The following is a 25,031-nucleotide window of genomic DNA, read 5'->3' as shown; positions in this document are numbered from 1 at the left end:
ATTCCGGGATGGTCCGAAGGACCAGACCCGGAATCTCGAGATTCCGGGTTCGATGCTTCGCATCGCCCCGGAATGACGGAGTGAGACTTACGTCGCCTTCTTCGCGAACGTCGCCTTGAGATTATCGAATAACTCCACCTTCACGCCGTTGCGGCGCATGATGAAGCTCTGCTGGATCACCGAGAGCAAATTGTTCCAGGCCCAGTAGATCACGAGACCCGCCGGGAAGCCCGCCAGCATGAAGGTGAAGATCAGCGGCATCCAGTTGAAGATGATCTGCTGCGTCGGATCCGGCGGCGTCGGGTTCAGCTTCATCTGGAACCACATCGTGATGCCCATGATGATCGGCCAGATGCCGAGCGCGAGGTAGTGGCCGAACACCGGGATCGTGGTCGGATCGAACGGGATCAGCCCGAACAGGTTGAACAGATTGGTCGGATCCGGCGCGGAGAGATCCTTGATCCAGCCGTAGAACGGCGCGTGCCGCATCTCGATGGTGACGAACAGCACCTTGTAGAGCGAGAAGAACACCGGGATCTGGATCACCACGGGAAGACAGCCGGCGACCGGATTGATCTTCTCCTTGCGGTAGATCTCCATCATCTCCTGCTGCTGCTTCACCTTGTCGTCGGGATAGCGCTCCTTGAGCGCCTGCAGCTGCGGCTGGATCGACTTCATCTTCGCCATCGAGGCGTAGGACTTGTTCGCCAACGGGAAGAACAACAGCTTCACGATCACGGTCACGAGCAGGATCGAGATGCCGAAATTGCCGAAGAAGCGGTAGAAGAAGTCGAGGCCGAGGAACATCGGCTTGGTGATGAAGTAGAACCAGCCCCAGTCGATCAAGAGATCGAAGTGGTTCAGCCCCAGCTCCTTGTTGTAGCCGCCGAGGCCGGCGAACGGGAACACGCCGACGACGCCGGCTTCCTTGGCGCCGGCAAACAGGCGCGCATTCGCGGTCGCCGTGCCGCCGATCGCGACGGTGACGGGATCGAGCAGGTAGTCGGTCTGATAGCCCCGGATGTTGTTGGCGAGGGTCGATGAAAAGGTCGCCTGGAGCTGGGCATTGGTGTCGGGAAGCAGCGCCGAGGCCCAGTACTTGTCGGTGATGCCGAGCCAGCCATTGGTGGCCTTGAAGTCGACCTTCTTGGCTTCGTCGATCTTCTTGTAAGCGTATTCCTGCAGGCCGTGCTCGCCGAGATAGCCGATCAGGCCTTCATGCAGGATGTAATAGCCCGAGACCTGCGGCGTGCCGTGGCGCGAGATCAGCGCATAAGGGTAGAGCGTGACCGGCGCGTTGCCGACATTGCTCACCTCGTCCTTGACGGTGAAGAGATAATGATCGTCGACCGAGATGGTGCGGCGGAAGGTGAGGCCCTCGCCATTGTCATACTTCAGCACCACCGGCGTCGACGGCGTCAGGCTGCCGCTGCCGTCTTGCTGCCATACGGTGGTCTTGTCGGGCATCTTAGCCGTCACGCCCGTTGCGGCCACCCAGCCGAACTCGGCGTAATACGGCTCCGCCGTGCCCGAGGGCGAATAGAGGATGATCGGCGGCGACTTCGGGTCGACCGTTTCGCGGAATTGCACCAGCGCGATGTCGTCGATGCGGCCGCCCTTCAGCGAGATGCTGCCGGCGATCCGCGGGGTGTCGATCTTGACGCGCGGGCTGGCCGCGATCGCGGCATCGCGGGAAACGACCGGCTGGGCCTGCTGGCTCGCGCCCGGCGTCGAGGGCTGCGCGGTACCGCCCGCCTGCGGCGTGGTGCCCGGCGTTGCCGACGCGGTCGGCTGCGGCGTGGTCTTCTGCAGCTCGGCCTGCGCCTGCTGCTGGGCGCGCTGCTTCTCCATCTGCGGCACGTTGTAGAAATACTGCCAGGCGATCAGGACGAGGCCCGACAGAATGACGGCGAGGATGGTATTGCGATTGTCGGTCATCTCTAATGTCTCGTCATCAATCCGGTTTGCGGCTGGCAGGGGCAGCGCCCGGCTTTTCGCCGCGCCCCTTCGCAGGTCCCTTGTGAGACCCCTTGGCCGTATGCCGCGCGGGCTTCGAGAAGGCTATGCGCAGATCGTCGAGCATGGTGGCGAAGTCGCGCGAGAGCGCGTCCCTTCGGCCGACCAGTACATAGTCATGATGGGGCTGCATCGACACCGGATCGAGCCGCTTCACCAATTCGCGAAGCCGGCGCCGGATGCGATTGCGCTCGGGGGCGTTACCGTTCTTCTTGGTGACGGTGAAACCGATCCGGATCGGGCCAAAATCGTCGCGGCGGCGGCTTTGCAGGACGAACGCGGGACTATTCACCCGCGCGCCATTGGCAACGGCGAGGAAATCCGCCCGCTGCCTCAGCCGATCCATGATGAAATCCCAAAAAGGGGGTCCGGCTCAGGCGCTCAGACGCTTGCGGCCGCGGGCGCGGCGGGCGGCGAGAACCTTGCGGCCGCCGGCAGTGGCGAGGCGGGCACGGAAGCCGTGACGGCGCTTGCGCACCAGTTTGCTGGGTTGATAAGTCCGCTTCACGGGTTTTTCTCCGCTGACCGGGCAATTTGCCTGTAGAATTGATGGTAAAGTCCGGAAGATGCGGCCCAAAACGGGCCCTTTTCGGCCCCAAGAGAGCCGCTCCCGGCGTCACACCGGGTCATCGCGGACAATTCGCGCGGCTTATATGCGAGCGCCCCCTTTTCGTCAACGCCGCACAAGCGCACGATTCCGGTGAATATCGCTGTTTGTGCGGGGTTTTTAACCCGTGAGGTAGCGACTCGCCGGATCAGCACCTACATCCCACCTCGGCATATTAGCGATCCGTAATTTGACCGGGCCGGGGGCGGGCCGCATCCTTCATCCGCCAGATCGTTCACCGGGCAAGTCAGCGAGGGCGAATTACGTGGCAGAGACAGACCTCCAGCCGATCCAGGATACGGATCAGCAGGATCCGCCCGCGGCGCGGCCGCGCGGGCCTGCGGGGCTTGGGCTGTCGGGCAAGCTGCTGCTGCTCACCGTCCCCCTGGTGATGATCGCTGCGATCCTGCTCTACGTGCCCGCCATCGCCAACTTCTGGGTCAACCGGCTCAACGACCGCGTCGCGGCCGCCAACACGGCGGCGCTGGTGCTCGATGCCGCACCGCTCGGCATGGTCCCCGATTCGCTGTCGCGCGAGATATTGAAGAGCATCAATGCCCGCGCCGTCGCCATCAAGATGGGCCAGCAGCGCCGGCTGCTCGCCAGCGACAATCTGCCTGCTACGATCGGGCACGACGTCGACCTGCGCGACATGACCGTGTGGGAGGCGATCACCGGCTCGTTCCAGATGATGCTGGAGACCGGCAACCAGGCCATTCGCATCGTCGGCCCCGGCGTCGGCAACGCTCAGTTCGTCGAGATCGTGACCGACGAATTGCCGCTGCGGCAGGCGATGTACCGCTTCTCCCGCAATGTCGTCGTGGTTGCGCTGATCATCGGCGTGCTGACCGCGGGCCTCGTCTATCTCGCGCTCCATTATCTCTTCGTGCGGCCGATGCGGCGGCTGACCGCGAGCCTGGTCGGCTTCCACGAAAATCCGGAAAGCTCGGCGGGAATCATCGTGCCGAGCCAGCGCAGCGACGAGATCGGCGTCGCCGAGCGCGAATTGTCGGACATGCAGCGCGACCTGATGTCGATGCTGAATCAGAAGAGCCGGCTCGCCGCCCTCGGCCTCGCGGTGTCCAAGATCAACCACGATTTGCGCAATTTGCTGGCGTCGGCCCAGCTCCTGTCGGACCAGCTCGCCAGCGTGCCCGACCCGCGGGTGCAGCGCTTTGCGCCAAAGCTGGTGCGCTCGCTCGAGCGCGCCATCGCCTTCTGCCAGTCGACGCTGTCCTATGGCCGTGCCCAGGAGGCCGCGCCCGATCGCCGCATGATCCTGATCGAGCCCGTGGTGCTGGAGGTGCGCGAGACCGCCGGCCTTGCCAGCGATGCCTCGATCGCCTGGGTCGCCGCGATCGAGCGCGGGCTCGCGATCGATGCCGATCCCGACCAGCTGTTCCGGGTGCTGCTCAACCTCGTCCGCAACGCCGCCCAGGCGCTGGAAAGCCACGCGGCCGGCGATGGCGGGGCGCAGCAGATCCGGATCACCGGCAAACGCGAGGGCGCCGTCGCCATCCTGGAGGTCTCCGACACCGGCCCCGGCGTGCCCCAGAAGACGCGGGAGCACCTGTTCGAGGCGTTCCAGACCTCCGGCCGCCCCGGCGGCAGCGGGCTGGGCCTCGCCATCGCCGCCGAGCTCGTCCGCGCCCATGGCGGCGAGATTCATCTGGTCGAAGGCACCATCGGCGCCACCTTCCGGATCGTCATCCCCGACCGTCCCGTGGAACTCCTCTCCATCCGCAACGAGCGGCAGAGGGCGTAGGTCGGCCAAAGGCCGACTGAACCCGTCATTCCGGGGCGGCGCAAAGCGCCGAACCCGGAATCCAGTGGTTTTAGGCACGAGATTCCGCACTTCCAGCTTCGCGAGCCCCGGAATGACCGGGTGGAGATCGTCATCTCCATGCAAAATCTCCCCATCCCGGACCTTGCCAATCGGGACAAGAGCGGTTAGTCAGAGCGCTCTTTCGCACCCCTCCGGCGCTGTCCGGAGGCTGCGTGTGGGCTAAAGCCCGCACTATCAGCGAAAAACGCGCCCGTAGCTCAGCTGGATAGAGCATCAGACTACGAATCTGAGGGTCGGACGTTCGAATCGTTCCGGGCGCGCCAGTCGCACAAGTTCTCATTGAGAATCAAGAAGTAACGCAGATACAAGCGCTTAGCTGCCGTGTGGTGGTCACAAGCGGTGGTGCTAATCGTGCGTGTATTGATGGGTGTCATCAAGGATAGACACGGGACGTATTGCGCCCGGAAGACAGTGCCGGAGAAGCCCGAGGGATTGCAGGCGGCGGTCGCTCGCGCGCTGAACAACGGCAAGGCAGCGCAGAAGCACCTGAAGAAGTCGCTGGGCACCAAGGACACCCGCGAGGCCAACATTCGCGCCAAGCCGGTCCTGGCTGAGTTCGACCGCATCATAGCCAAGGCCAAGGCGAGTCTTGCGGCAACCACGGTGCCCATAGTCAAGCGCAGCAGCCTGAACGACACCGAAATCAAGCGCATGGCGGAGTGGGTGTATGCCGAAGCGCTGAAGGAAGATGAAGCGCTAAGGCTTTCGGGCAGGCTAGCGACAATCGGACCACACGGCGAGAATGTTAACGCGGATGCTCTAGGTGACATCTTACGCGATTGTCAGCAGCAGTTTGCTGTTGGTAATGTTTCTTTCGCTGAGCATCGCGCCCAAAACGCCCTAGCAGCTTTCGGTATCACGCTAGACCAAAGCGGCCCGGCCTATCACAAGCTGTGCATCGAAAGCGCCAAGGCGTTCCTCGCGGCCCTCGATGACATTGGGCTTCGTTATGTGGGTGCAGTTATTGAAACTCCCCGCCTATCTGATCCCAAAGGCGCAGGCGCCCGCGAAGGCGGAACGCTCCAAAGTGCGCTGGACGGATGGAAGCGTCACCGAGCCCGGCCCAAGCGGACTGTAGATGAGTTCAGCCGCAGCGTAGAGATGTTCATCCAGCTCCACGGCAACATGCCTGTTGCATCGATCAAGAAGGCGCATGCGCTGGAGTATCGCAAAGCGCTTCAGGACGTTCCCCGCCACCGTACAGGCGACTTGCTTCGCGCAACGCTTCCTGCTCAGGCCGCTTGGGGGCGCGAGCACCCAGAAGAGCTAAGGATCACCGCAGCCACCATCAACAAACAGCTTGGCGCTGTGCAGTCCATCTGCATTTGGGCCAGTGACAACGGGCTTGTGCCGGATGACATTCAGTGGACTGATCCCTTCAGCAAGCTAAGACTGCCGGAGGAACGCTCCGAGCGCACGTCCTTCGAGATTGCGGAGCTTCAATCACTGTTCAATGCATCGGTGTTCATTGAACACGAGTTCCCGCTGGGGGCGCATGGGGCTGCTGGGTTCTGGTTGCCGGTGCTGGCTCTCTTCACAGGCGCACGGCAGGCTGAGCTTGGAAGCCTCTCCGTTGCTAATGTGCGGGTGGACGCCGAAACGCGAGTGCCCTTGCTCTACTTCGTGACCGAACGAGCACGGGGGAAGCGCGTCAAGACCGATGCCTCTGAGCGCGTTGTGCCCGTGCATCCCGAAGTGATCCGCTTGGGTTTCCTTAGCTACGTTGAGGAGAGGCGGAAGGCCGATGGTGCAGACGCTTGGCTATTTCCCTCAGTGGCCCCCGACAGAGGCCGCACGGGCGTACCTGCATGGTCACAGTGGTTTGGCCGTTATCTGCGCGCCGCGGGCGTGACCGACAAGGCCAAGGTTTTTCACTCCTTCCGCCACACGGTGAAGGACGCGCTACGGCGTGGGCGCGCGGATAGCGAGATACGCGAAGCTTTGATTGGGCACGCACAAGCATCCTCGGTGAGCTGGGGCTACGGCGCCAACGCCATGCTGTCGCGGTTCGGCGCTGCTGGATTGTCTCACGCTATCAACCGGATTTCCTATCCCGGCCTTGACCTGTCGCGTGTCAAGCCGCTGGGCGTACCACCGCCTACACGCGGCAACACCAAGGCAACTAAGGGACACCGGGCGAGAACCGGGAAACAAGGGTAGTACGGAGGCTTCTAGATATGGCTTACGACGACGAAAATGAACTGGACCGTTGGGTAGATGAAGTTCGAGGGAATCGCTTCGATGCGGTTGCGAAAACCCTCGGTATGTCGAGCAACAACCTGTTCGACATCGTGGAGGCTGCGCCCGACCCTGAGAACCTGAAGAACATCCTCATGTATGCGCACCAAGACGGGACGAAAAAGAAGCGGCACTTCGACATCTTAGCCGCAGGGATGAGCCGAGAGGGCAAGGAATTGGCCGCTTGGATGGGAGGGCTAAAGTAATAGCATTCGATCCCAAAGGCCGCGCTGGGGCACCCAAGCTCCGGCGTAACTCCGCGAACATGGGACAACGGTGCAGTAATGGCGACGAAGCGAAAAGAGGCAGAGCGATGACGGGTCGTTGAGGCAACGAAGCGTACACGCGGCACGGCATGAATACTTAGGGTGATACATGGGCGGCGAGCCAAAGACGCTGAAGCAGATCGAAGCGGCGCAGTCAGTTCTCAACGACATCTTGGAAATAATCGACAACAGTAGTCGTGGACGCCGCGCACACAACGACATCGAAGGTAGGTTTCGACACGCTGTTAATGTCATTGCGCGAAGCCGGCTGAAAGAGATTGACAGGATCCTTTCCGATGCGTGGGCCCGTGCACACCAATCGAGCAATGAGATAGCGATTGTCGATAGGTCAGCCTTTGACGACATACGGTGGTTCCGCTCCATCGGACCCGCAAAATTGTCGAAACTCGCGCGCGGCGGATAACAGGGCAGATGCAAGCAGAATGACCCACAATACCGATTACAGCACGCTGACCGAGCGCCCCGCATGGGAGCCGAAGACTCCAAAGGAGGAGCGCGAGGCACTCGACAAGGCGCCCTTGGCAACGCTGCGTGCCCAGCCAGCGAATGCGCAGGTAGCGGCGTTCGTGAGCGGGTTAGCCCAGCGCTATAGGAGGCCGAGCACCGCGAAGGGCAAATCATACGCGCGGGACAAAACTCTGATGAAGCATGTGACAGCAGTGGGCGCGTTCGTTGCCGATCTGCTGGCCGCTATCGAAAGTGACCGCAGCGAGGGCTGGCTTAGGTGCTCGCTCAACAAGAGCGACTATACCAATCAGCGCGTCACATGGCGCATGTTCGACGCGGTGCGCCAAGCGTTCACCGAGGCAGGGCTAGTGGAGCACAAGCCGGGGTATCCGGGCTCGTATCGGTTCGATAACCCGGGGCCGATGGTTGGCAAGCTCACGAGGTACAGGGCCACGCCGTTGCTCCTCGCCGCGTGCGAAGCTCATGGCATCACGCCAGCCACAGTGCGGGAGCACTTCCAATTCGAGGAGATAATGCCTTCGGAGTTGGTGCGGCTCACGTCGCCAAATCAAAAGACACCAGACACGGAGAAGGTGCAGCGGCTCCGGGCAGAGGTAGCCGAACTCAACGCCTTCTTCGCGCAACACACGCTGACGCATCCGGTGGTTAAGCATCTCGGTTGGGTAAGGATATTTCACGACGCAAGGAATCTACAGACCTACAGATGGGACAAGGGCGGTCGCTTGTACTCCTACCCGCAGAACGACGCGTGCTACCAACACATCAGCGAGGACCAGCGGCTTGAGATGCGGATCGACGGCGAAAGTGTGGTCGAGATTGACATCTCCTCAGCGTATCTCACCATCTTCTATGCTTGGTGCGATCAGCAGCTCGACACGAACGCGGATGCCTACGCTGGCATCCTTGGACCTACGGAACTTGATCGGCAGGTTGCAAAGTTTTGGATCAATGCGTCATTCGGCAATGGCAATCTGCTGACGCGGTGGGCCAAGGAGTTCACCACGGATTTCCGCGAGCGCTTGGCAAAGAAGGGCTTCCCGCCAGACGCATTCGACACCAAGGCGTATCCGATGTCCCGGATCAAGGAGCGCGCTCTACAGCGTCACCCCCTCCTTCAACGGTGGGGTGGAGAAATCCGAGGTCGGGTCAGGGGCTGGGCTGATCTGATGTTCGTTGAGAGCAAAATCATCATTGCCACCATGCAAGAGCTAATGACTAAGGGCGTCCCCTGTATGCCGGTCCACGACAGCTTGATCGTCCAAGCCAGCAAGGAAGCCTTGGCCGCCGATACCCTGTCACACCAATTCCGTGCCCATACCGGGGTGGTTCCGAAGCTGGATGTCAGCAGGGCGGGGTTCTAATACAGTCAGCATTGATGCAGCAGCTAACTATCTATTATTACTAGCTATAACCCTCTGGTATTAGCTATGGTGTGTCTACCCTGTTACCCCCGGCGCACGACCCTACCATATCGTGGAACGAATGTTTGGGGGCAGGACCCGAGGCGGCCGTATCTCTGCACACGGCTGCTGGTCTAGCTTTGGGGCCGAACAGGGCATGCCTGCAAGGCCCCTGTGGGACTCTAGGAAGCCCGTGGGCGCCTTTGACGCTATGCCCAGGCAGCACCGGCGGACAGCTATAGCGCCCACCAGAGGACTCCGCTGAGTCCCCTAGAGGCATCGGCGCCAGAGTGTCCCTGCGGTGCGCCTTGGTCCTGTTGAGCCCGGGCTTGTTGGGCCCCACACGGTACTTCTGGCGAAGCACGCCGCTCGCGTCAGCCGAGCAGAGGCCAAGGCTTTAGCCCGAGCTTTTTGAAGCCGGGGCCCCAGCAACGATGGCCTGGGGGCCCCAGAGGCGGCCTTACTCTGGATCGATCCTATAAACGTCGCCCGGGCCGAGGTTTAGTTCCTCGAACATCTTCTGCTGCTTTTCCGTAAGGATTGCTGGAACAACTTCCGCCGTCCAGCCTTCGGGAACGGCGGCGAGGACCAATGTCAACGCTTGGCTAGGCTTGGCTAAGGCAAGCCACAACTGCTTTGTGGGTGGCACCTCGTCCGATGTCACCTCAACGATAGTGAACGAATTGCCGAACGACTCCGCCATCGCTCGCTAATGCCTCAGCCTGTCGCTAGTTGCTGGTGGGAGGCAGACGAACGGGGCCAGCTATCAAGCGATATGTGGGCACCCAAGCGGTGTTCCACGATTCCATGGTTGCACCGCAAACCGAGCAGTCGAAGCTGGCGATTTCCCGCGAAGGGGCCATCGCCTCGGTGCGGCTGTAAACAGCGCCGCATTGACAGGATCGATGATGAGGTTCTGGCATGCGTCTCTATGCGCTAGAAAAACGAAACAGGCCAGCGCCGTCCGTTGGGTGCAGTCCTATAAGGACGCCGGACGAATCGAATTAGGACACTGGGAAATCTACGGTAGCAAAGGCAAAAACGCCGCCCGCTCGAAATCCAGCGCGGACGGCGGTCGCTCCAGCCCCGGGAGGGAGATTGTAAAATCCCGATAGCAGTGTGTCTGCACGCGCCGTGCCAAGGTTCAATGGGTCATGCCGGGACACCCGCAGAGGCGGCTTAGGACGCTAGGGCTTAACCGAGGCCGCCAACTGAGGCGGGCCTTACTTCCTTTGTCGGGAGCTTATCTCGATGCGGTATAGCACCTGCTTTTGTTCGTCGGTGACTTCCACACTCCATTCCTGCCCGGGCCGGAATCTGCCGTCGATGTCTTTCATGACCTCGCCAGCGAAGCCGGTGGCATGCTTCCAAGCCGCGTCATCATTGGGGAATTCCTCGCCATATTCATCGGTGCTCGGCTCTAAGTCCCGAACATGGAAGTAGTACATCGGCATGCCAGGGAAATGCAGATGCGGCACGCTCGTTCCAGCTAAGGCACGCAACGTGGAGGAACATCCCGAGGAATCGTGCATAATGCCTATATGGCCGCAGCAAATGATTCTGATGTCCATTTGGTTCGGGTCACGACCGACGACCGGAAGCACCAAATCTGGGTCGCCGCTGCTCCGCGCGGGCCGAAGCAGTCAATCTGGTGCTGGATGCCATCCCGGAAGGGTGGACAGCGGCCCTGTTGACCAACCGGCTGCAAGCTGGAGAGTTGGAGGCGCTGAACCTTCAGCCCGGCGAGCTTCGAGAAATCACTTCCAAATCAAGTTAGGACACTCTCCCAGTCAAACTTAGGACACTAGGGGTTAAATACGGACAGTACCGTCCGTTTAATGCGAACAAACGGCGACCCCAGCACGGAATGAACGGACAAAAGTCCGCTCGGTGTCCATAAGTAGACCTTGGCCGACGTGGCGTTGATGTCGCTATGGGAAGAGCATTCAGACATAGTGGAGCTTTGGGCGAGGACACTGCTGCTGTCAGCTCGGCGGCGGCGGAGGCTTTAACCTGAGAAGCTGTGAAGTCGGGCACCCTGATCGTGCCAAAATAGGGTCCAGTGGAAGAAAGGGGACCCATTTTTCAATCGGGCGCGTGGGGACACGAAGGGCCAACCCTCGTCCCCGCTCGCTCCAGGCCCTTGCGATCAACAGGTACGCCAGTGCCCCGCAGACCGCAGCGGCCCTTGGGGCTTCACAGGCGCGCCCTCCTATGCCCGCTCAAGGATATTCGCGACACTCTGCGCATACCAGCGTCCGCCGCGCGCCGTAGGGATGCCGCGCGCATTCAATGCTTCTGCCACCTGCCTGAGCGTGCTCGCACCGGCCTTCTGTGCCTCGCGGATGATGGGGAGGACGTTTGCCGCGTAACGGTCAGCTTCGGCCTTCACGGTCTCGATGGCGCTCTTGCGAGCTACAGCGAGTTTAGGGTTGCCCAAAGTGACTCCACGGGCCTTAGCAGCAGAGAGGGCCTGACGGGTGCGGGTGGAGATTAGCGCGCGTTCCTTCTCGGCCAATGCGGCGAACAGGTGGAGCACGAATGGGTCAACGTCGGGGCCAAGCTCTGCGACCACAAAGGGCACCTTGTGGGCCATGAGGCCCGAGATGAAATGTACGTCTCGGCTGAGCCGGTCCAGTTTAGCTACAGCTACGTGGCACCTGAGCTTTCTTGCAGCAGCGAGGGCGGCCTTTAGCTGCGGTCGCCGGTCCAGAGCATCAGCACCCTTGCCGGTCTCCACCTCTACGAACTCGCACACCACCATGAACCCCTCAGCCTGCGCGAAGTGAGCGAGCGTCTGCCGCTGCGCTTCTATGCCCAACCCTGAGCGCCCCTGTTGGGAAGTCGAGACTCGGATGTAGGTGATTAGGGGGCGTTCGGTCGTCACAGCGGCCTCCATAAGCGTCTGTAAAAGACCTTATCGAGCATTTAGGCTTTATACAAACCCCATCTGGGAATCCTAGCGATTCCATATTGCATAGCTTGCTCTCTGCTGGGGATTTGAGCCTACCGTGAGTTGCGCGAAATTCGGGACTCACGCTACTTCAATCTCAACATGGCCCTCATTCGCCCCCGGCTTACTGAACTGCACGGCATCGACGTTGCTCAGGCTGACGTTGACTTTGCGATTCCATTCCTTGAGGAGGACTTACCGCTCTACGTCGACCCGTTCCTGCTGTGGAAGTCGCCCTCGCTACAGGACCAGTCGTTACACGGAGCGATGATAGCCGCGTTCAACCGACTTGGAATGCTCGCGAAACGAGGGCAGGCGGAGGCAGCACTTCGGGTTATCCAACAGATGTCCGAGTGCGAAGAGGTTGGACTGGGCGGTGCCGCGACAAAGAAAGGCAAGCGGATTGGACCAGCTGTCGCACAAGAGATACTTCAGCTGTTTCAGACAGTCCCGCTGTACTCCGCAGGGTTCACTCACTTCGAAGAAATTCAACTGTTTGTAGATGGCATTTCCAAGGATAGAGTGAGCGACATAGCCTGTAATCTGCTCAAGTCGTTCTTGATCGACTACACAATCGAACAGTGCGACAAATTGCGAATACCGCGCTCGAAGACAAAGCTAGCAGACGTCTACGATCACCAGTCCCACAAACTTATCCCTATCGACGACATCGAGCTGCCGATCGACCCAGCGAGCGGCTCTCCCATCCTGCTAGTGCCGAAGCGATGGCTGCGGCATTCGCCTTGGATTGGTTTTGATGACTACTTCAAAAACTATATTCCCAAGGATGATCAGCATAACAAGGTCATTTGGGATCGCGTCGGCCTGTTGAACTTCAACAGAAGCAACTATGGCGTCGTTCAACAGTATGTCGCCTCCAAGGAGCGCACAGCCGCGGATTGTGCGGTCGATCCCCTGTTTGCCCAAATACCCCTGATCTCAGCCAGACGAAAGCTGTCTGCCTTGCAGAAACTACCTAGTGGCAAGGATCAGAATGCTGATCGCAAGTACGAGGACTTGGTGGTCGAATTGCTCGCCAACATGTTCTATCCACATCTTGACTATGCGGATGACCAGGTTCGGACAGATAGTGGGGCGCAGATTAGAGACCTGATCTTCTATATGAACCGTCAAGTAGATTTCTTGAGTGATGTTTTTGCTGACTACGGGACGCGGCAATTAGTTTGTGAAATTAAGAATGTACACCGGATCGAGCGAGAGCACATCAACCAGCTGAATCGCTATCTGTCAGACGAGTTCGGGCGCTTCGGTGTGTTGGTGACGCGCAACCCCCTTCCAAGAGCGATGCGAAAGAACACTATTGACCTTTGGTCGGGCCAGCGGCGCTGCATCATTCCGATCACCGACGAAGACCTCTCGGTTATGGTCGATCTGTTCGAGGAGAAACGACGGCCGCCTTTGGACGTGCTGAAGAGAAGCTATTTAACCTTCAAACGGGAGTGTCCCACTTGACCGATCACGAAGTAGAAGAATTTAGAAAAATGGCGGCTCAGCTTGATGCCTTGCATCAGGAAGCCACCGCGGCATCCAAGAAGCACCCAGACAAGCCTGTAAGCAAGTTCAAGGTAGATCTTGCAAACTCGGTGTTGGCTGCGGCTAGCCAAGTGCTTGGACCGTCAGCGCCCACATTGAACTTTCGGCAGTTTGATACCGATGACTTGCCTTCGAACAGCGACCTTAGTTTCGTAGTTAGCCAGTTCGTCGAGTGCTCGGAGAAGGTCAAGGCGCAAAATATCCGACGGATCAACGGAGTATGGTATTGGGTGATTTCTGGGGCGATGTCCGGGATTGCCGCTGTAGCGCCCAAGGGCGTGCGTTGATGGCGCGTTCATCTGGCCAACCGAAGACTACCGCCAAGAAGGTGGCGGAGTTCTCGACACTCAACCCCCTGCTCACAGCCATGCATACGGAGTTTCAAGAGTTCTCGCGGAAAAAGCCTGATGGTCAGGTAGGGCCAACGAAGGTACGCATGGTGAATAGGCTACTGAAAGCCGTCCACCAGTTGTTGGATGGAGAGCCCAACCGCGAATATCTGGACGAACTCAACGAGGACGACCTCCCCCAAAACAGCGATGTCGTGCTCATACTCAGCCAGACCGTTGCGGCCATGAATGCCTACCACTCGAAGTACTCGTGGTGGAATGGCGTTGAACAAGCGTGGTTCACTTAGTCTAATCAAACATACGCGGCTTGCCGGTGGTCACAGAAGGTGGTACGAGCCGAGTAGCAGCTGCGCAAATTTGTGCTTATTTTTCAATGTGAAGGCCGTGCCTCGGTCGCCTCGTTCCGGGCGCGCCATTTTTATCTTGCCTCTGAGCGGTCGGTAGCGCTCCCCTCGGCATGGTTCCCCCTGGTGCTGTTTAGGACCTTGGTTCCCTCTGCTGCTGCTTAGGACCTTTAGGGCGCGGCGAGCGTTGAGGCGATAGCGCCGGGGCAGGACCGCGAACCCCGGAGTTCGGATCATGAGCACGATCCCTGCGGACCTTGAAAGAAAGTTTGAACAACGGTGGGCCGCCAGATTGGCGCGGTCCATTCCACCGCCATTTGCGCGCCCCGCCTGTCCGATGTGCAAGGCCCAGATGATGCTCGTCAGCATCGAGCCAGAAAGCCCAAGCGTGGACTTGCACATGTTTCGATGCGCTGTCTGCAATCACATACTTACGACCTTCGCAGCGCATGAAGATCCCAGACATTCCAAGGGCCGCTGGCTTCAAGGCGATTTGCGCCCACCGAAGTAACCCGCGCTGCAAGTCGTGACCGAAGGCGAGACGCCGCGGCTGCCGGAAGGTTTCAGGGTCGAGTTCGACAAGGATGGTTGGCGGACTCGCATGAGGCGGCGATATCCTCAAATGCATCCGCCGCTCTGACTGATCTTCACTAATCCGCCGGCCGGCTATGGCATGACCATGTCGGATGACTGGACCAAACGAGCGACGAACATCCTTCGAGAACTTCATGCTGCTGAGACGGAGCTAATCGGCAGGGGTGTTATCCTGACCGACGGCAAGGCGGGGACGATTGATCGCGTCTTCCTTGACGAGGTGCACGGGCTCCGGATCTCGATCGGTGGCCACGACGGCAAGTGGCCGATTTCGACTGTGAAGCTTCTAGACTCCGGTTTCACCAGATAGCGCAGACAGGCCGCGGCAACGACCGATCGAGGCTGGGGCGGTCGCAGATTAGTCGCTGGAGCGAGTAATCGGCCATCGCATCACAGCGCTACAGCGAAACAATAGTGCCCATCTTCATCGGCCGTGGCGCGCCATTTCCGCTTCGCTTGCGATGCCGCCAGTCGATGGCGGCCTTTGCTGCGCTTCCTGTGGCTTACGGGATCCTTGCCACGACGTTGGGCCGGTTCTGCGTGAGCCAGGCGACGGCCTCAGGTCCATCGACGACGCACTCGAAGGTTTCCCAGGTTGGATCCTCCAGGGATTCCGATTGCAGTCGCTTCGCCGCATACTCGACGAGATCGTGCAGGCCTTCATATCCTCGTCGGTGCTCGAGCGACTCTGCAATCGTCTTGCTGGTCCATCCTCGTTGGGCCAAATCGATGATGCTCGGAGCATCAGCCTCGCTGAACCACGGCGTGGCATCGAACTCGATGCAGCGGACATTGTCGGCGGTATGGCAAGTGGCGTGGATCATTGGATTCCTCCGTCCTGCGCTAAAGCGCGATGAGATTTGGATGAATCGTCATCGCGCTTTAGGTTGTTGTTTGCGCATGATCTTTCCGGAAAACCGCTTCGCACTTTTCCGGATCATGCTTTAGCATTGCACGTCTCGCACCGCTGCTCGCACGCCCTCAGGCTTTGACCAGGTCCCCCAGCAGGTTCGCCGCCACCATCAGCTTGGCGAGCGTCAGGCCGCCGGCGGCAATCTCCTCGACCGCACGGCGGATGCGCGTCGCCTCGGGATGAGCAGCAAGCCAGGTCTCCGCGGCCTGCTGACCGGATTGGCCGATGGTCAGCATATCCGCGGCCAGGCGTCTTTCGGCAGCCGCGATCAGGTCGACGGCGCGGTCGATGGCGAGGCGTTCGAAATGATCGCTGGTCGGCACGCTGCGCGCGGCGGCGGTGATGCGGTCGAGACGGAAACTGGCCTCGGCGGCAAAGAACGTCGCGGCGGCATCACCGATGCTGCGGCCGGTGCGCTCGGCGACCGTCACGATATCAGGCGCCGAGACCAGGTCGTCGAGGTCGGCCAGGTCGCCGGCGAATCCGGTCGGCACGCCGGCATCGATCAGGTCCTGCCGGCGCTTGCTGCGTGCGGCCTGCAAGTCCGGTGGCAGCGCGTTGTCGAGTGAGGCTGCGACCTCACGGACGGCAGGGCCAAACCGGGCGATGACCGCGCCCAGGCCGTCCCTAAAATCGACATTGCGCACGTACCAGACCATGCGGGAGAGCAGGAGATCCTGAATCGCAGCGTAGAGGCCGAGCTGCAACTGTCCGTCGATGAGGGTGTCGAGCGCGTCGATCCCGTCATTGAGCCGCCTGAGCTCATAGATCGCGTCCACCGCCACTTGGGCCATGACGATGGTCGAGATATCGGCGTCGGTCTCGTCGGTCAGGCGCACGATGCAGGCCGGGCCCCCGCGGTTGATCACGGCATTGACGAGACTGGTCGCGATGATCTCGCGGCGGAGGCGATGGAGCTCGACCGCGGCCGGGAATTTGTCGAGAATCTCGCGCGGAAAATACAGGGACAGCCTGCGGGCGAGATGAGGATCATCAGGCACGTCGGTTTCGAGCAGGTCACTGTAGAGTGTCAGCTTGGCATAGGCGAGCAAGACGGCAAGCTCGGGCCGGGTCAGGGCTTGGCCGCGTCGTGTGCGTTCGGCGATCGCGGCGTCGTCAGGCAGGAATTCGACGGCGCGGCTGAGCAGGCTGCGTTGCTCGAGCGACTGCATCAGGCGGGTGAGGAAGCCGGTCTCGGCCACGCCCTTGCGTTCGGCGAGCGAGAGCGCCAGCGTCTGCAGATAGTTGTTGCGCAGGACCAGCGTGCCGACTTCGCCGGTCATCGCGGCAAGCAGGGTGTTGCGGTCAGCCGGGCTGAGGCGCCCCTCGCGCTCGGGGCGCGCCAATGCGATCTTGATGTTGACCTCGACGTCGGACGTGTTCACGCCGGCCGAATTGTCGATCGCGTCGGTGTTGAGCTTGACGCCCTTCTGCGCCGCTTCGATGCGGCCGCGCTGGGTGACGCCGAGATTGGCGCCTTCGCCGATCACCCTGGCGCGAACGTCGGTCCCGCTGATGCGGATCGGATCGTTGGCGCGGTCGCCGGCCTGATCGTCGCTCTCCGCCGACGACCGGACATAGGTGCCGATGCCGCCGAACCACAACAGGTCCGCGCGCGCCTTCAAGATCGCCGTCATCACCTCGAAGGGCGTTGCCTGCTCCTTGTCGAGATCGAGCAGGGCGCGCACTTCCGGCGCGAGCGGGATCGCCTTGAGCGAGCGCGAGAACACGCCGCCTCCTTCCGAGATCAGCGATTTGTCGTAGTCCTGCCAGCTCGACCGCGGCAGGTCGAACAGGCGCTTGCGCTCGGTGAAGCTGGTCGCCGGGTCGGGGGAGGGATCGATGAAAATGTCGCGGTGATCGAACGCGGCAACGAGCTTCGTCGCCGGCGAGAGCAGCATGCCGTTGCCGAAGACGTCGCCGGACATGTCGCCGACGCCGACCACCGTGAAAGGCATGGTCTGAATGTCGGTGCCGAGCTCGCGGAAGTGGCGCTTGACCGCCTCCCAGGCGCCGCGCGCCGTGATCCCCATCTTCTTGTGGTCGTAGCCCTGGCTGCCGCCGGAGGCGAAGGCATCGCCGAGCCAATGGTTCTTCTCGGCCGAGATCGCGTTGGCGACGTCGGAGAAGGTGGCGGTGCCCTTGTCGGCGGCGACGACCAGATAGGGATCGTCGCCGTCATGCCGCACGGTCAAGTCGGGCGGCACCACGATGTCGCCGTCGAGATTGTCGGTGAGCTCGAGCAGCGAGCGCACGAAGATGCGATAGGCTTCGGTGCCCTCCGCGAGCCACGCCTCGCGATCCGAGGGCGGCGGCAGGCGCTTGGGCACGAAGCCGCCCTTGGCGCCGACCGGCACGATCACGGCGTTCTTGACCTGCTGCGCCTTCACGAGGCCGAGGATCTCGGTGCGGAAATCCTGCGGCCGGTCAGACCAGCGCAAGCCACCGCGCGCAACCTTGCCGAAGCGCAGGTGAATGCCTTCGACACGCGGTGAATAGACGAAAATCTCGTAGAGCGGTCGGGGAGGGGGCAGATCCTCGATCTTGCGCGCGTCGAACTTGAAGGAGATCACCGGACGCGGATGTCCGTCCGGGCCGAGCTGCCACAAATTGGTGCGGATGGTCGACTGCACCAGATTGGTGAAACGGCGCAGGATGCGGTCTTCATCGAGCGAGGCGACGGATTTGAGCTGCTCCTCGATCTCCGCAAGGAGAGTTATCTCACGCGCCGAACGCTCGCGATCGGTCAGGACGAGGCGCGGATCGCGGCGGGCCTGGAACAGCGCGACGAGGTTGGCTGTGATCGCGGCGTTCTTGCGCAAGGTCTCCCACATATAGTCCTGGGTGAACGGCGCGCGGATCTGGTGCAAATAGCGCGACAGCGCCCGGATGGTGGAGATTTCCCGCCAGCCCAGCGCCGTGCGCAGGATCAAGGCATTGTACCCGTCGGATTCGGCGCGATCGGTGACCACCGCCATGATCGAGGCCTCCAGCCGATGGCTGAAGTCCCGGCTGATCTCGATCGGCTGGCCGTCGCTGGTCTCGATCGTCATGTCGTGCAGCCAGACCGGCTCGGGCCTGTTGCCGGGCACGATCTGATAGGTGCGTTCGTTGACCACGCGCAGGCCGTGATTTTCGATCACCGGCACGCGGTAGGACAGCGACAGCGGCGCGGCATCCGAAAACACCTTCAGGCCGAAGCGCTTGGGATCATCCTCCTCGAAGCGGTGAACCGAGATCGTCACCGGGCGGGCTGGCGCGAGCTTCTCGACGGTGGCGATATCGGCGACCGCCTGTTCTGCCGTGGAAGCCTCGGTATACCCGCCGCTGAAGGCCTGGGCGTAGCGATTTGCGAGCATGCGCGCCCGCATGCCGTCGGTCGACGCAGCCAGCGCGGCCTTCAGCTTGTCGGCCCAGGTCGCGGCAATGGCGCTGATCCCGGCTTCCAGCGTGGCGCGCTCGACGGCGGGAGTCTTACCTTCATAGCGTCCGATGATGTAGTGGACGCGCGCCAATGCTCCTTCGGGGAAGGACACGTAGGAGGCCGACAGTGCCCCCTTGTAGCTCTGCGACAGGAAGGCGCCGACGCGCATGCGCACGTCGGTGTCGTATTTGTCGCGCGGAATGAAGACGAGGATGGAAACGAAGCGATCGAACTTGTCGACCCGCGCCAGCGCCCGGACGCGGGGGCGCTCATAGAGGATCAGGATCTCCATGACGAAATCGAAGAGGGTGTCGACGTCGATCTGGAATAGCTCGTCGCGCGGATATTCCTCGAGAATATGCTGGAGAGCCTTGCCGGAATGGCTGTTCGGGTCGAAGCCGGCGCGCTGGAGCACCCGCGATACCTTGTGGCGAACATAGGGGATCTGTCGTGCCGAGCGCGTATAGGCACCCGAGGTGAACAGGCCGACGACTCGCAATTCACCCTCGAGCCGGCCGTCGGGCGTATAGAGCTTGATGCCGACATAATCCATCCGGATGCGACGATGAACGCGGCTGCTTACATTGGCCTTGATGACGATGAGCAGGGTCGGCTCGCGCATGAACTCGCGAATCTCCGGCGTCATCACCACCATGTCGCTGCCGCGGCGCAGGACCTTCACGTCGGGATCGCGGAGGATGCCGAGGCCCTCGGCGGTCGTGATGTCGTCCGACGCATCGCGGCCGGGCGAGAAGCGATATTCGCGCACGCCGAGAAAGGTGAAATTGTCCGCGCACAGCCATTGCAGGAACTGGTTGGCCTCGGCGACCTCGTCGATCGGCAGCGGCGGCGGATTGGACGAGAACGTCTTGACCGCGTCCTCGACGCGGTCGCGCATGGCGCGCCAGTCCGCGACGCAGGCGCGTACGTCGCCGAGCGTCCTGGTGAGGCCGTCAACCAGCCTCTCGCGGTCCGCGTCGGCGTCCAGGCGGGTGATGTGGAGGTGAATCAGGCTCTCTCGCGCGCCCTTTGCCCCTTCCGGCAGTGCCTCGCCGTAGAAGCGCAGGAGCTTGCCCTGGTCGTCGCGCTCCACCGCGATGATGGGGTGAGCGACGAGGGTGACCTCGATGCCCTGCTCGGTGAGCTCCGCCATGGTGGAATCGAACAGGAAGGGCATGTTGTCGTTCAGGATTTCGAGCACGGAGATCTCGCGCCCGTCCGGCATCAGCGGATTGACGACGCGGATATCGGCACGCCCCGCCGTGCGCCGCTGCACATGCTCCCAGGCTTGCTCCGCCAGGAAGGCAAGCGAGGCGGCATCGTGACTGGCGAGATCCTCGACATTGGTGAAGGCGAACAGAAGCTCGGCAAAGCTGCCGGGGGCCTTGCCCGGCTGCACGCTTCCTGCTGCCTCGTGGATCAGAGTTGCCCGGGCCTTGTCGTCACGCCAAGCCATAGCGTCCTCCATCTCCCGGCCGACGAGCCGCAATGACGGTCGGGCATTGTTCTTGGAGTGCGCCTCTTCGAGCGCATCGTCTTGACCGCGTTTCAATCGCCTCGGCGAAATCTTCGGTCGTGCGGCTTCGACGATACTAGCATTCCGCAGCCGTCATGGCGCGCGAAGTTGTGAGGCGTGCTTAAGGCGGAAAACCGATGCCGACGACCATCGCGTCATTTGGTGCTCTGCACAATGACGAGGAATTTCAATTGTGTATGAGTTCGTGTTTCCATTCTGAATGGCGCGCCATTTCAGTCCAAAACTGGGCACTCCAGAACCTGCCGTTTCTGCGCGGGACGACGTCGTCGCACGGCTGCTCACTATTCGTGACCGCGACCGGAACGCTTCTCGGCCACAGCATCACGGCAGCGCGGCGAACCCGGAGTGCCCATCTTTATCAGCCGTGGCGCGTCACTTAGACTAGGTACTCGCCAGAGACGCCTGGACATGTCCGTGAATATGGAGATGACCCATGAAACTCGCGCATGACGGCATCCAGCTCTCCTTCGACATCGCCGGGGCGGGACCGCTTCAATTCCTGTTCGTCCATGGCCTGGGCGGGGATCGCACCCATTTTGCGCCGCAAATGGAATATTTCGCCCGTGAAGGTCGGGCGTTGAATGCCGAGCTGCGGGGACATGGCGAGAGCGACAAGCCGCAACAGGCGTATTCGATCGAAGGCTTCGCCGACGATCTCGTCTTTCTGTGCAACCGACAGCAGATCACAAAGCCGGTCATCGTGGGTCAAAGCATGGGCGGCAACATGGCCCTCGAAATCGCCGCCCGCTATCCGGACTTTCCTGCAGGCCTGGTGCTGCTCGATTCAGGGGTTCTCTTCCCTGCCTCAGCAGGGACGGTGTTTACAGGGTATCTGGAGGGCTTGAAGGGTGCGGATTTTGCGGACGAGGTCCGGAAAATCGTGGCGGACTCCTGTCTGCCGACCGACAGATGCCGCGCCCATGTCGAACAGACCTTTCTGGCGACGCCACAGCACGTGCTGGTATCCACGTTTACAAGTCTGTTCCCCTGGGATGTGCATCGGGCGCGTGAGTGCGCGCAGGCGTGCCGGGTCCCGGTGCTCTACATCGAAGCGGCCCATCGGCTCGCGGATCTGGATCGTTTTGCGGCGCTGTGCCCGCAACTGGTCACGGCCAAGGCCGTCGGCTCCGGGCATTTCCTGTCGCTGGAAGTGCCGGAGCAGATCAACCCGATGATCGACCGGTTTATCTCGCTCTACGTGCGAAGACCTGGGTAAGCTTCGTCGCGGCGGGATAGCCGTGCGCGGGTCGGCGAGATTCATCATAGCGCCACGGCGAAGCAATAATGCCCACCTTCATTGGCCGTGGCGCGCCATTTGCGGTAGTAAGTAGTCCCATGCGCACGACCGATCGTCTGTTCTCCTGCCTCCTCCTGATCCTTGCATTCGCAGCCGGCCCGGTGCTTCCCGTGCGCGCGGCCGAAACCTGCCCGTTCATCAGCGCCCGGGAGCTCGCCGGTGCGATGCCGGCGCTCAAATGGTCGCTGATTTCAAATCAGGACGGTCGCGGCTGCATCTATCAGGCCGGGCGCGGCGACACGATGATGTTGAGCGTATTCCGCAATCCCGACAAGGACCGCGCCAGGGAATTGTACGCGACCTTCGTCAAGACGCTCAGTGAGCGCATGCCGCTGAACGCGGTGTCCGGGATCGGCGAGGAAGGCCAGGGCGGATCGAGCGCCGCCGGCGCGGAGCGCCAGGAGGCCTCGGTCGTCGCCTTGTCCGGCGATTACATTCTGCAGATCACCGTCTATCCGATCGGCCGGCGCGCCGACGACGCGCTGCTCGGGCCGCTCACCGAAGCCGCGCGCGTTGCCATCGGAAGTGTGAGCAAGAGCAGCGAGCGGTTCGGCAGTTGCGAGTGGCTCACGGCCGCCGATGCCGACGGCTTTCTCGACAAGAGCACGCTGACGGTGCAGCGGACCGGCGCGGGCAGTTGCATGATGTTCGATCGCGAGGCCAACACCATGACCGTCGGGGTGATCGACATCTCGCGCGCTACCGTCATTGGCATGATGAAACGCACGGGCCCGTGCCAGCACGTGGCGATACCCGAACTCGGCAGCGAGGCGTTCGGCGAGCATTCCTGCACCAAGGGCAACGGCAACGCCGTCAACATCTATGTCTGGAAGAACGGCAGGCAGGCCTCGATCCTGTTCGCGCCGGTCAAGCCGCATCCGGAGTCCGGCTCGGTCGAGCGCCTGAAGGCGGTCGCCGGGCGCGTCTATGGAAAACTGTGACGGCGCCGCGCGACATTTGCCGGCGCATGCGCCCGTAGCTCGGCTGGTTGCTACCGAGAGCGGGTCAGCTCCACGCCGTCGACCACCATCTTCCATGTCCCCGCCTCCTGGTGAGGCGGCGTCGACACCTCGAATGTCGTCGACAGGAATGGAATTCCGACGACGAAATTATCGCCCTCGAACCGCCGCAGCGGCGCATTGATCGTTGTCGTGACCTCGCCGATCTTGGTGCCTTCCGTGACGCGCTTGTAGTGGACGATCCCGTCCCTGGTCAGCTCGACGTCCATCGCCGGCGCGTGCCATTCGCCGACATAGGCGGCCTTGTCCTCCGGTACCGGCTGTCCGCACGCCGCCAGCAGCGGCAGGGCCGCAACGAGAACAACCAGGGACGTTCGCTTTCTCATATGTTGCTCGACAGCGCAGGCGCCACGGAGATGCGGCGCCCCTCTTCGTCGGCCATCGCGTCATTCGGGTTCACGACCCCCCAGCGCCTCCTTGCACTTGGCCGCGAAGGCGTTGAGGTATGAGCCGATTTCGCTTGCCAGTGCGTCGGACCGGTCGACATTTTGCAGGCTCATGTTGAGTGCGTAGACCGGAAGGCCCTCCAGCACGATGGGCGTTGCGACGGCAAGAACGGCGGGCTGCCATGACACTGCGCAATAGCCGTCGCGCTCGACGGCGCTGATAGATCGCCTGACGTCTGCCAGCAGCGCCTTGGTGGCCGCAGCGCTGCGCCGCTTGAACTGTCTCAGCAACCGTTCGCGTTCGGTCTCGTCAATGCCGGCGAGGTAGGCGCGACCCAGCGACGTCAGCTCCATCGGCACCTGCTGGCCGGCGACCACGTTGCGCAGCGCTGCGCGCGGGCTGTAGCGGATCGACTCCAGATAAACCATCATGGTTCTATCAGCGGTAGCTAGCCCGACGTTCAGCCGGCGCTTCGCCGATTCAGCGCGCATCATCGCTCCGATCGTGTTGAGCACGGGTGATCCCGTCCGCATGGCGTGGCCGATGCTGATGACGGACGCGGCAAGGCGGTAAGCCCGCTCGCTGCGGACTTCGTCGAGCATCCCGGAATTGACCAGCGTTCGTGTCAGCCGGCTGACCGTCGACCGCGCCAAGCCTGTTCGTTCTGCAATCTCGCCGTTGCCCAACGTGTCGACGCCGGGCCGGAACGCCCGCAGGATCTCGATGCCTCTTTCGAGCGACCGGTTGCCGTCGATCCCGCCCGCATATCTGCGCACCTGCGTCACATCCAGCCCTCCTTACGTATTTCCACTAAGTGGAATTAGGGGGATGTTCGGGAGGGTGCAAGCCGCTATTACGCGACGAGAAAGAAGAATGCCTGGCTACGCACGGGCTCGACGAGGAAACGGCAGCGCCTGAAATCGGCATTCGGGAGCCTGCGCGGATTCTTGCGATATCCGCGATGCGTGGCGGTGAATCGATCCGACTCCAACCGCGGAGCTTGCCATGCCCTATCAGCTCATCGAATTTTCCGTCGAGGCCGGTGTCGCGACGATCGCGTTCAACCGGCCGGAACGGCGCAACGCCATGAGCGACGAGATGCGCTCCGAGTTCGCAGGCGCGCTCGAGACCGTGTCCCGCGACAAGGCGATCAAGGCGCTGGTGCTGACGGGGCGCGGCAACGCTTTCTGCGCCGGCGGCGACATCAGCGGAATGAAGCGCCGGCTCGAGGCGCCGCAGGGTGAAGTCGCATTCAACGGATGGAGCCGTCAGCAGGGCGTGCATCACGTGCAGTCGCTGCTGATGGGCCTGCCGAAACCGACCATCGCCGCCGTCAACGGCGCTGCGGCGGGTCTCGGTGCCGACACTGCGCTCGCCTGCGACTTCGTCATGGGCACCGAGCGATCGAAGTTCACCTGGTCCTACATCAAGCGCGGTTTGATACCCGACGGCGGCGGACTGTATTTTCTGCCGCGCCGGGTCGGGCTTCCCAGGGCGAAGGAGCTGATCTTCACCGGACGCGTCGTCGAGGCCGACGAGGCGGTCGCGCTCGGCATCGTCGATCGCAGGGTGGCGGCGGCCGACCTCCTGCCGGCCGCGCAGGCCTGGGCCGCCGAACTGGCTCAGGGGTCTCCCACCGCGCTTGCGCTGAGCAAGAAGATCCTGAACGAGACGTTCGAGCATTCCGCGCACGACATTTTCAATCTCGGCAGCCAGGCGCAGGCCATCTGCTACACCAGCGCGGAACATCGTGACGCCGTGACGGCGTTCCTCGCGCAATCCGCGTCGAAGGATTGA

At 61.8% G+C, this 25,031-nt stretch carries 22 protein-coding genes and 1 tRNA gene; 13 read left to right on the top strand and 10 right to left on the bottom strand.

From position 1 onward, the window contains the following. Positions 1–87 precede the first annotated feature (87 nt). From yidC to rpmH, 3 genes are read right to left on the bottom strand one after another with little or no spacing between them, the layout of a single operon-like run. On the bottom strand, positions 88–1,938 hold the full coding sequence (gene yidC / locus XH79_RS23545; protein ID WP_212340970.1) for a membrane protein insertase YidC: 1,851 nt from the start codon (positions 1,936–1,938) through the stop codon (positions 88–90). A gap of 16 nt (positions 1,939–1,954) precedes the next feature. Next, a complete protein-coding gene (gene rnpA, locus XH79_RS23540; RefSeq protein WP_212340972.1) occupies positions 1,955–2,362 on the bottom strand; it encodes a ribonuclease P protein component in 408 nt (135 codons plus the stop codon). Positions 2,363–2,389: 27 nt separating this feature from the next. Next, on the bottom strand, positions 2,390–2,524 hold the full coding sequence (gene rpmH / locus XH79_RS23535; RefSeq protein ID WP_008542748.1) for a 50S ribosomal protein L34: 135 nt from the start codon (positions 2,522–2,524) through the stop codon (positions 2,390–2,392). Positions 2,525–2,888: 364 nt separating this feature from the next. On the opposite strand from rpmH, the gene XH79_RS23530 reads away from it, so the two are divergent. The 5 genes from XH79_RS23530 to XH79_RS23510 all read left to right on the top strand — a co-directional run bounded on the left by XH79_RS23530 (position 2,889) and on the right by XH79_RS23510 (position 8,823). Continuing rightward, positions 2,889–4,388, top strand: coding sequence for a sensor histidine kinase (locus XH79_RS23530; RefSeq protein WP_271583116.1), 1,500 nt, complete (start codon positions 2,889–2,891; stop codon positions 4,386–4,388). 267 nt (positions 4,389–4,655) lie between these two features. Further along, a tRNA-Arg gene (locus tag XH79_RS23525) sits at positions 4,656–4,732 on the top strand. A 100-nt stretch (positions 4,733–4,832) separates the two neighbouring features. Beyond that, positions 4,833–6,629 (top strand): site-specific integrase, encoded by a 1,797-nt coding sequence (locus XH79_RS23520; RefSeq protein WP_271583115.1) that lies wholly within the window; start codon positions 4,833–4,835, stop codon positions 6,627–6,629. 17 nt (positions 6,630–6,646) lie between these two features. Then, the gene (locus XH79_RS23515; protein WP_271583114.1) at positions 6,647–6,913 is read left to right on the top strand and encodes a hypothetical protein; all 267 of its coding nucleotides are present in this window, start codon (positions 6,647–6,649) and stop codon (positions 6,911–6,913) included. Between the two features lie 503 nt (positions 6,914–7,416). Then, the gene (locus tag XH79_RS23510; protein WP_271583113.1) at positions 7,417–8,823 is read left to right on the top strand and encodes a hypothetical protein; all 1,407 of its coding nucleotides are present in this window, start codon (positions 7,417–7,419) and stop codon (positions 8,821–8,823) included. A gap of 499 nt (positions 8,824–9,322) precedes the next feature. Here the strand turns inward: XH79_RS23510 and XH79_RS23505 are convergent, their stop codons facing one another. From XH79_RS23505 to XH79_RS23495, 3 genes are all read right to left on the bottom strand, one after another. Continuing rightward, positions 9,323–9,565: a hypothetical protein gene (locus tag XH79_RS23505; RefSeq protein ID WP_271583112.1), complete on the bottom strand. Its 243-nt coding sequence runs from the start codon at positions 9,563–9,565 to the stop codon at positions 9,323–9,325. 520 nt (positions 9,566–10,085) lie between these two features. Then, entirely contained in the window at positions 10,086–10,433 is a 348-nt protein-coding gene (locus XH79_RS23500) for a DUF6894 family protein (RefSeq protein WP_271583111.1), read from the bottom strand. A 641-nt stretch (positions 10,434–11,074) separates the two neighbouring features. Then, positions 11,075–11,761, bottom strand: a complete 687-nt coding sequence (locus XH79_RS23495; protein ID WP_271583110.1) for a recombinase family protein — start codon at positions 11,759–11,761, stop codon at positions 11,075–11,077. Positions 11,762–11,917: 156 nt separating this feature from the next. Here XH79_RS23495 and XH79_RS23490 point away from each other — a divergent pair, with 156 nt between their 5' ends. The 4 genes from XH79_RS23490 to XH79_RS23475 all read left to right on the top strand — a co-directional run bounded on the left by XH79_RS23490 (position 11,918) and on the right by XH79_RS23475 (position 14,967). After that, positions 11,918–13,288, top strand: coding sequence for a hypothetical protein (locus XH79_RS23490; protein ID WP_271583109.1), 1,371 nt, complete (start codon positions 11,918–11,920; stop codon positions 13,286–13,288). Beyond that, a complete protein-coding gene (locus XH79_RS23485; RefSeq protein WP_271583108.1) occupies positions 13,285–13,656 on the top strand; it encodes a hypothetical protein in 372 nt (123 codons plus the stop codon). Before XH79_RS23490 ends, XH79_RS23485 begins: the two co-directional genes overlap by 4 nt. Beyond that, positions 13,656–14,006: a hypothetical protein gene (locus XH79_RS23480; protein WP_271583107.1), complete on the top strand. Its 351-nt coding sequence runs from the start codon at positions 13,656–13,658 to the stop codon at positions 14,004–14,006. Before XH79_RS23485 ends, XH79_RS23480 begins: the two co-directional genes overlap by 1 nt. Positions 14,007–14,736: 730 nt before the next feature. Further along, positions 14,737–14,967 (top strand): hypothetical protein, encoded by a 231-nt coding sequence (locus XH79_RS23475; RefSeq protein WP_018646781.1) that lies wholly within the window; start codon positions 14,737–14,739, stop codon positions 14,965–14,967. A 193-nt stretch (positions 14,968–15,160) separates the two neighbouring features. Here the strand turns inward: XH79_RS23475 and XH79_RS23470 are convergent, their stop codons facing one another. Both XH79_RS23470 and XH79_RS23465 read right to left on the bottom strand, forming a co-directional pair. Beyond that, on the bottom strand, positions 15,161–15,481 hold the full coding sequence (locus tag XH79_RS23470) for a hypothetical protein (RefSeq protein WP_271583106.1): 321 nt from the start codon (positions 15,479–15,481) through the stop codon (positions 15,161–15,163). Between the two features lie 157 nt (positions 15,482–15,638). Beyond that, positions 15,639–20,462 carry an NAD-glutamate dehydrogenase gene (locus XH79_RS23465; RefSeq protein WP_271583160.1) on the bottom strand — a complete coding sequence of 1,608 codons (4,824 nt, stop codon included), beginning with the start codon at positions 20,460–20,462 and terminating at the stop codon, positions 15,639–15,641. 185 nt (positions 20,463–20,647) lie between these two features. Here XH79_RS23465 and XH79_RS23460 point away from each other — a divergent pair, with 185 nt between their 5' ends. The 3 genes from XH79_RS23460 to XH79_RS23450 all read left to right on the top strand — a co-directional run bounded on the left by XH79_RS23460 (position 20,648) and on the right by XH79_RS23450 (position 22,769). Then, the gene (locus XH79_RS23460; RefSeq protein WP_271583105.1) at positions 20,648–20,911 is read left to right on the top strand and encodes a hypothetical protein; all 264 of its coding nucleotides are present in this window, start codon (positions 20,648–20,650) and stop codon (positions 20,909–20,911) included. A 53-nt stretch (positions 20,912–20,964) separates the two neighbouring features. After that, on the top strand, positions 20,965–21,747 hold the full coding sequence (locus XH79_RS23455; RefSeq protein WP_212348653.1) for an alpha/beta fold hydrolase: 783 nt from the start codon (positions 20,965–20,967) through the stop codon (positions 21,745–21,747). Positions 21,748–21,866: 119 nt separating this feature from the next. Beyond that, the gene (locus XH79_RS23450) at positions 21,867–22,769 is read left to right on the top strand and encodes a hypothetical protein (RefSeq protein WP_442869969.1); all 903 of its coding nucleotides are present in this window, start codon (positions 21,867–21,869) and stop codon (positions 22,767–22,769) included. A gap of 50 nt (positions 22,770–22,819) precedes the next feature. Here XH79_RS23450 and XH79_RS23445 read toward each other — a convergent pair whose 3' ends face one another. Both XH79_RS23445 and XH79_RS23440 read right to left on the bottom strand, forming a co-directional pair. After that, positions 22,820–23,173, bottom strand: a complete 354-nt coding sequence (locus XH79_RS23445; protein ID WP_212348650.1) for a hypothetical protein — start codon at positions 23,171–23,173, stop codon at positions 22,820–22,822. 60 nt (positions 23,174–23,233) lie between these two features. After that, complete coding sequence (locus tag XH79_RS23440) at positions 23,234–24,019, bottom strand: IclR family transcriptional regulator (protein ID WP_271583103.1); 786 nt, start codon at positions 24,017–24,019, stop codon at positions 23,234–23,236. A 220-nt stretch (positions 24,020–24,239) separates the two neighbouring features. Here XH79_RS23440 and XH79_RS23435 point away from each other — a divergent pair, with 220 nt between their 5' ends. Next, on the top strand, positions 24,240–25,031 hold the full coding sequence (locus XH79_RS23435) for an enoyl-CoA hydratase/isomerase family protein (RefSeq protein ID WP_271583102.1): 792 nt from the start codon (positions 24,240–24,242) through the stop codon (positions 25,029–25,031).

The sequence above is a fragment of the Bradyrhizobium sp. CCBAU 45389 genome, from assembly GCF_028128625.1.
GTDB classification, from domain to species: Bacteria; Pseudomonadota; Alphaproteobacteria; order Rhizobiales; family Xanthobacteraceae; genus Bradyrhizobium; species Bradyrhizobium liaoningense_B.
The sequence above is the reverse complement of the archived record's forward strand: the minus strand, read 5'-3'. Positions and strand labels throughout refer to the sequence as shown.

What these genes read in the sequence shown, in the direction of transcription:
- XH79_RS23475 (WP_018646781.1), top strand. Translation starts at nt 14,737, where the DNA reads ATGACCATGTCGGATGACTGGACCAAACGAGCGACGAACATCCTTCGA.
- XH79_RS23500 (WP_271583111.1), bottom strand. Translation starts at nt 10,433, where the DNA reads ATGGACATCAGAATCATTTGCTGCGGCCATATAGGCATTATGCACGAT.
- XH79_RS23510 (WP_271583113.1), top strand. Translation starts at nt 7,417, where the DNA reads ATGACCCACAATACCGATTACAGCACGCTGACCGAGCGCCCCGCATGG.
- XH79_RS23490 (WP_271583109.1), top strand. Translation starts at nt 11,918, where the DNA reads ATGGCCCTCATTCGCCCCCGGCTTACTGAACTGCACGGCATCGACGTT.
- XH79_RS23445 (WP_212348650.1), bottom strand. Translation starts at nt 23,173, where the DNA reads ATGAGAAAGCGAACGTCCCTGGTTGTTCTCGTTGCGGCCCTGCCGCTG.
- XH79_RS23480 (WP_271583107.1), top strand. Translation starts at nt 13,656, where the DNA reads ATGGCGCGTTCATCTGGCCAACCGAAGACTACCGCCAAGAAGGTGGCG.
- XH79_RS23435 (WP_271583102.1), top strand. Translation starts at nt 24,240, where the DNA reads ATGCCCTATCAGCTCATCGAATTTTCCGTCGAGGCCGGTGTCGCGACG.
- XH79_RS23520 (WP_271583115.1), top strand. Translation starts at nt 4,833, where the DNA reads ATGGGTGTCATCAAGGATAGACACGGGACGTATTGCGCCCGGAAGACA.
- yidC (WP_212340970.1), bottom strand. Translation starts at nt 1,938, where the DNA reads ATGACCGACAATCGCAATACCATCCTCGCCGTCATTCTGTCGGGCCTC.
- XH79_RS23460 (WP_271583105.1), top strand. Translation starts at nt 20,648, where the DNA reads ATGCCGACGACCATCGCGTCATTTGGTGCTCTGCACAATGACGAGGAA.
- XH79_RS23470 (WP_271583106.1), bottom strand. Translation starts at nt 15,481, where the DNA reads ATGATCCACGCCACTTGCCATACCGCCGACAATGTCCGCTGCATCGAG.
- XH79_RS23515 (WP_271583114.1), top strand. Translation starts at nt 6,647, where the DNA reads ATGGCTTACGACGACGAAAATGAACTGGACCGTTGGGTAGATGAAGTT.
- rnpA (WP_212340972.1), bottom strand. Translation starts at nt 2,362, where the DNA reads ATGGATCGGCTGAGGCAGCGGGCGGATTTCCTCGCCGTTGCCAATGGC.
- XH79_RS23450 (WP_442869969.1), top strand. Translation starts at nt 21,867, where the DNA reads ATGCGCACGACCGATCGTCTGTTCTCCTGCCTCCTCCTGATCCTTGCA.
- XH79_RS23505 (WP_271583112.1), bottom strand. Translation starts at nt 9,565, where the DNA reads ATGGCGGAGTCGTTCGGCAATTCGTTCACTATCGTTGAGGTGACATCG.
- XH79_RS23455 (WP_212348653.1), top strand. Translation starts at nt 20,965, where the DNA reads ATGAAACTCGCGCATGACGGCATCCAGCTCTCCTTCGACATCGCCGGG.
- XH79_RS23495 (WP_271583110.1), bottom strand. Translation starts at nt 11,761, where the DNA reads ATGGAGGCCGCTGTGACGACCGAACGCCCCCTAATCACCTACATCCGA.
- XH79_RS23465 (WP_271583160.1), bottom strand. Translation starts at nt 20,462, where the DNA reads ATGGAGGACGCTATGGCTTGGCGTGACGACAAGGCCCGGGCAACTCTG.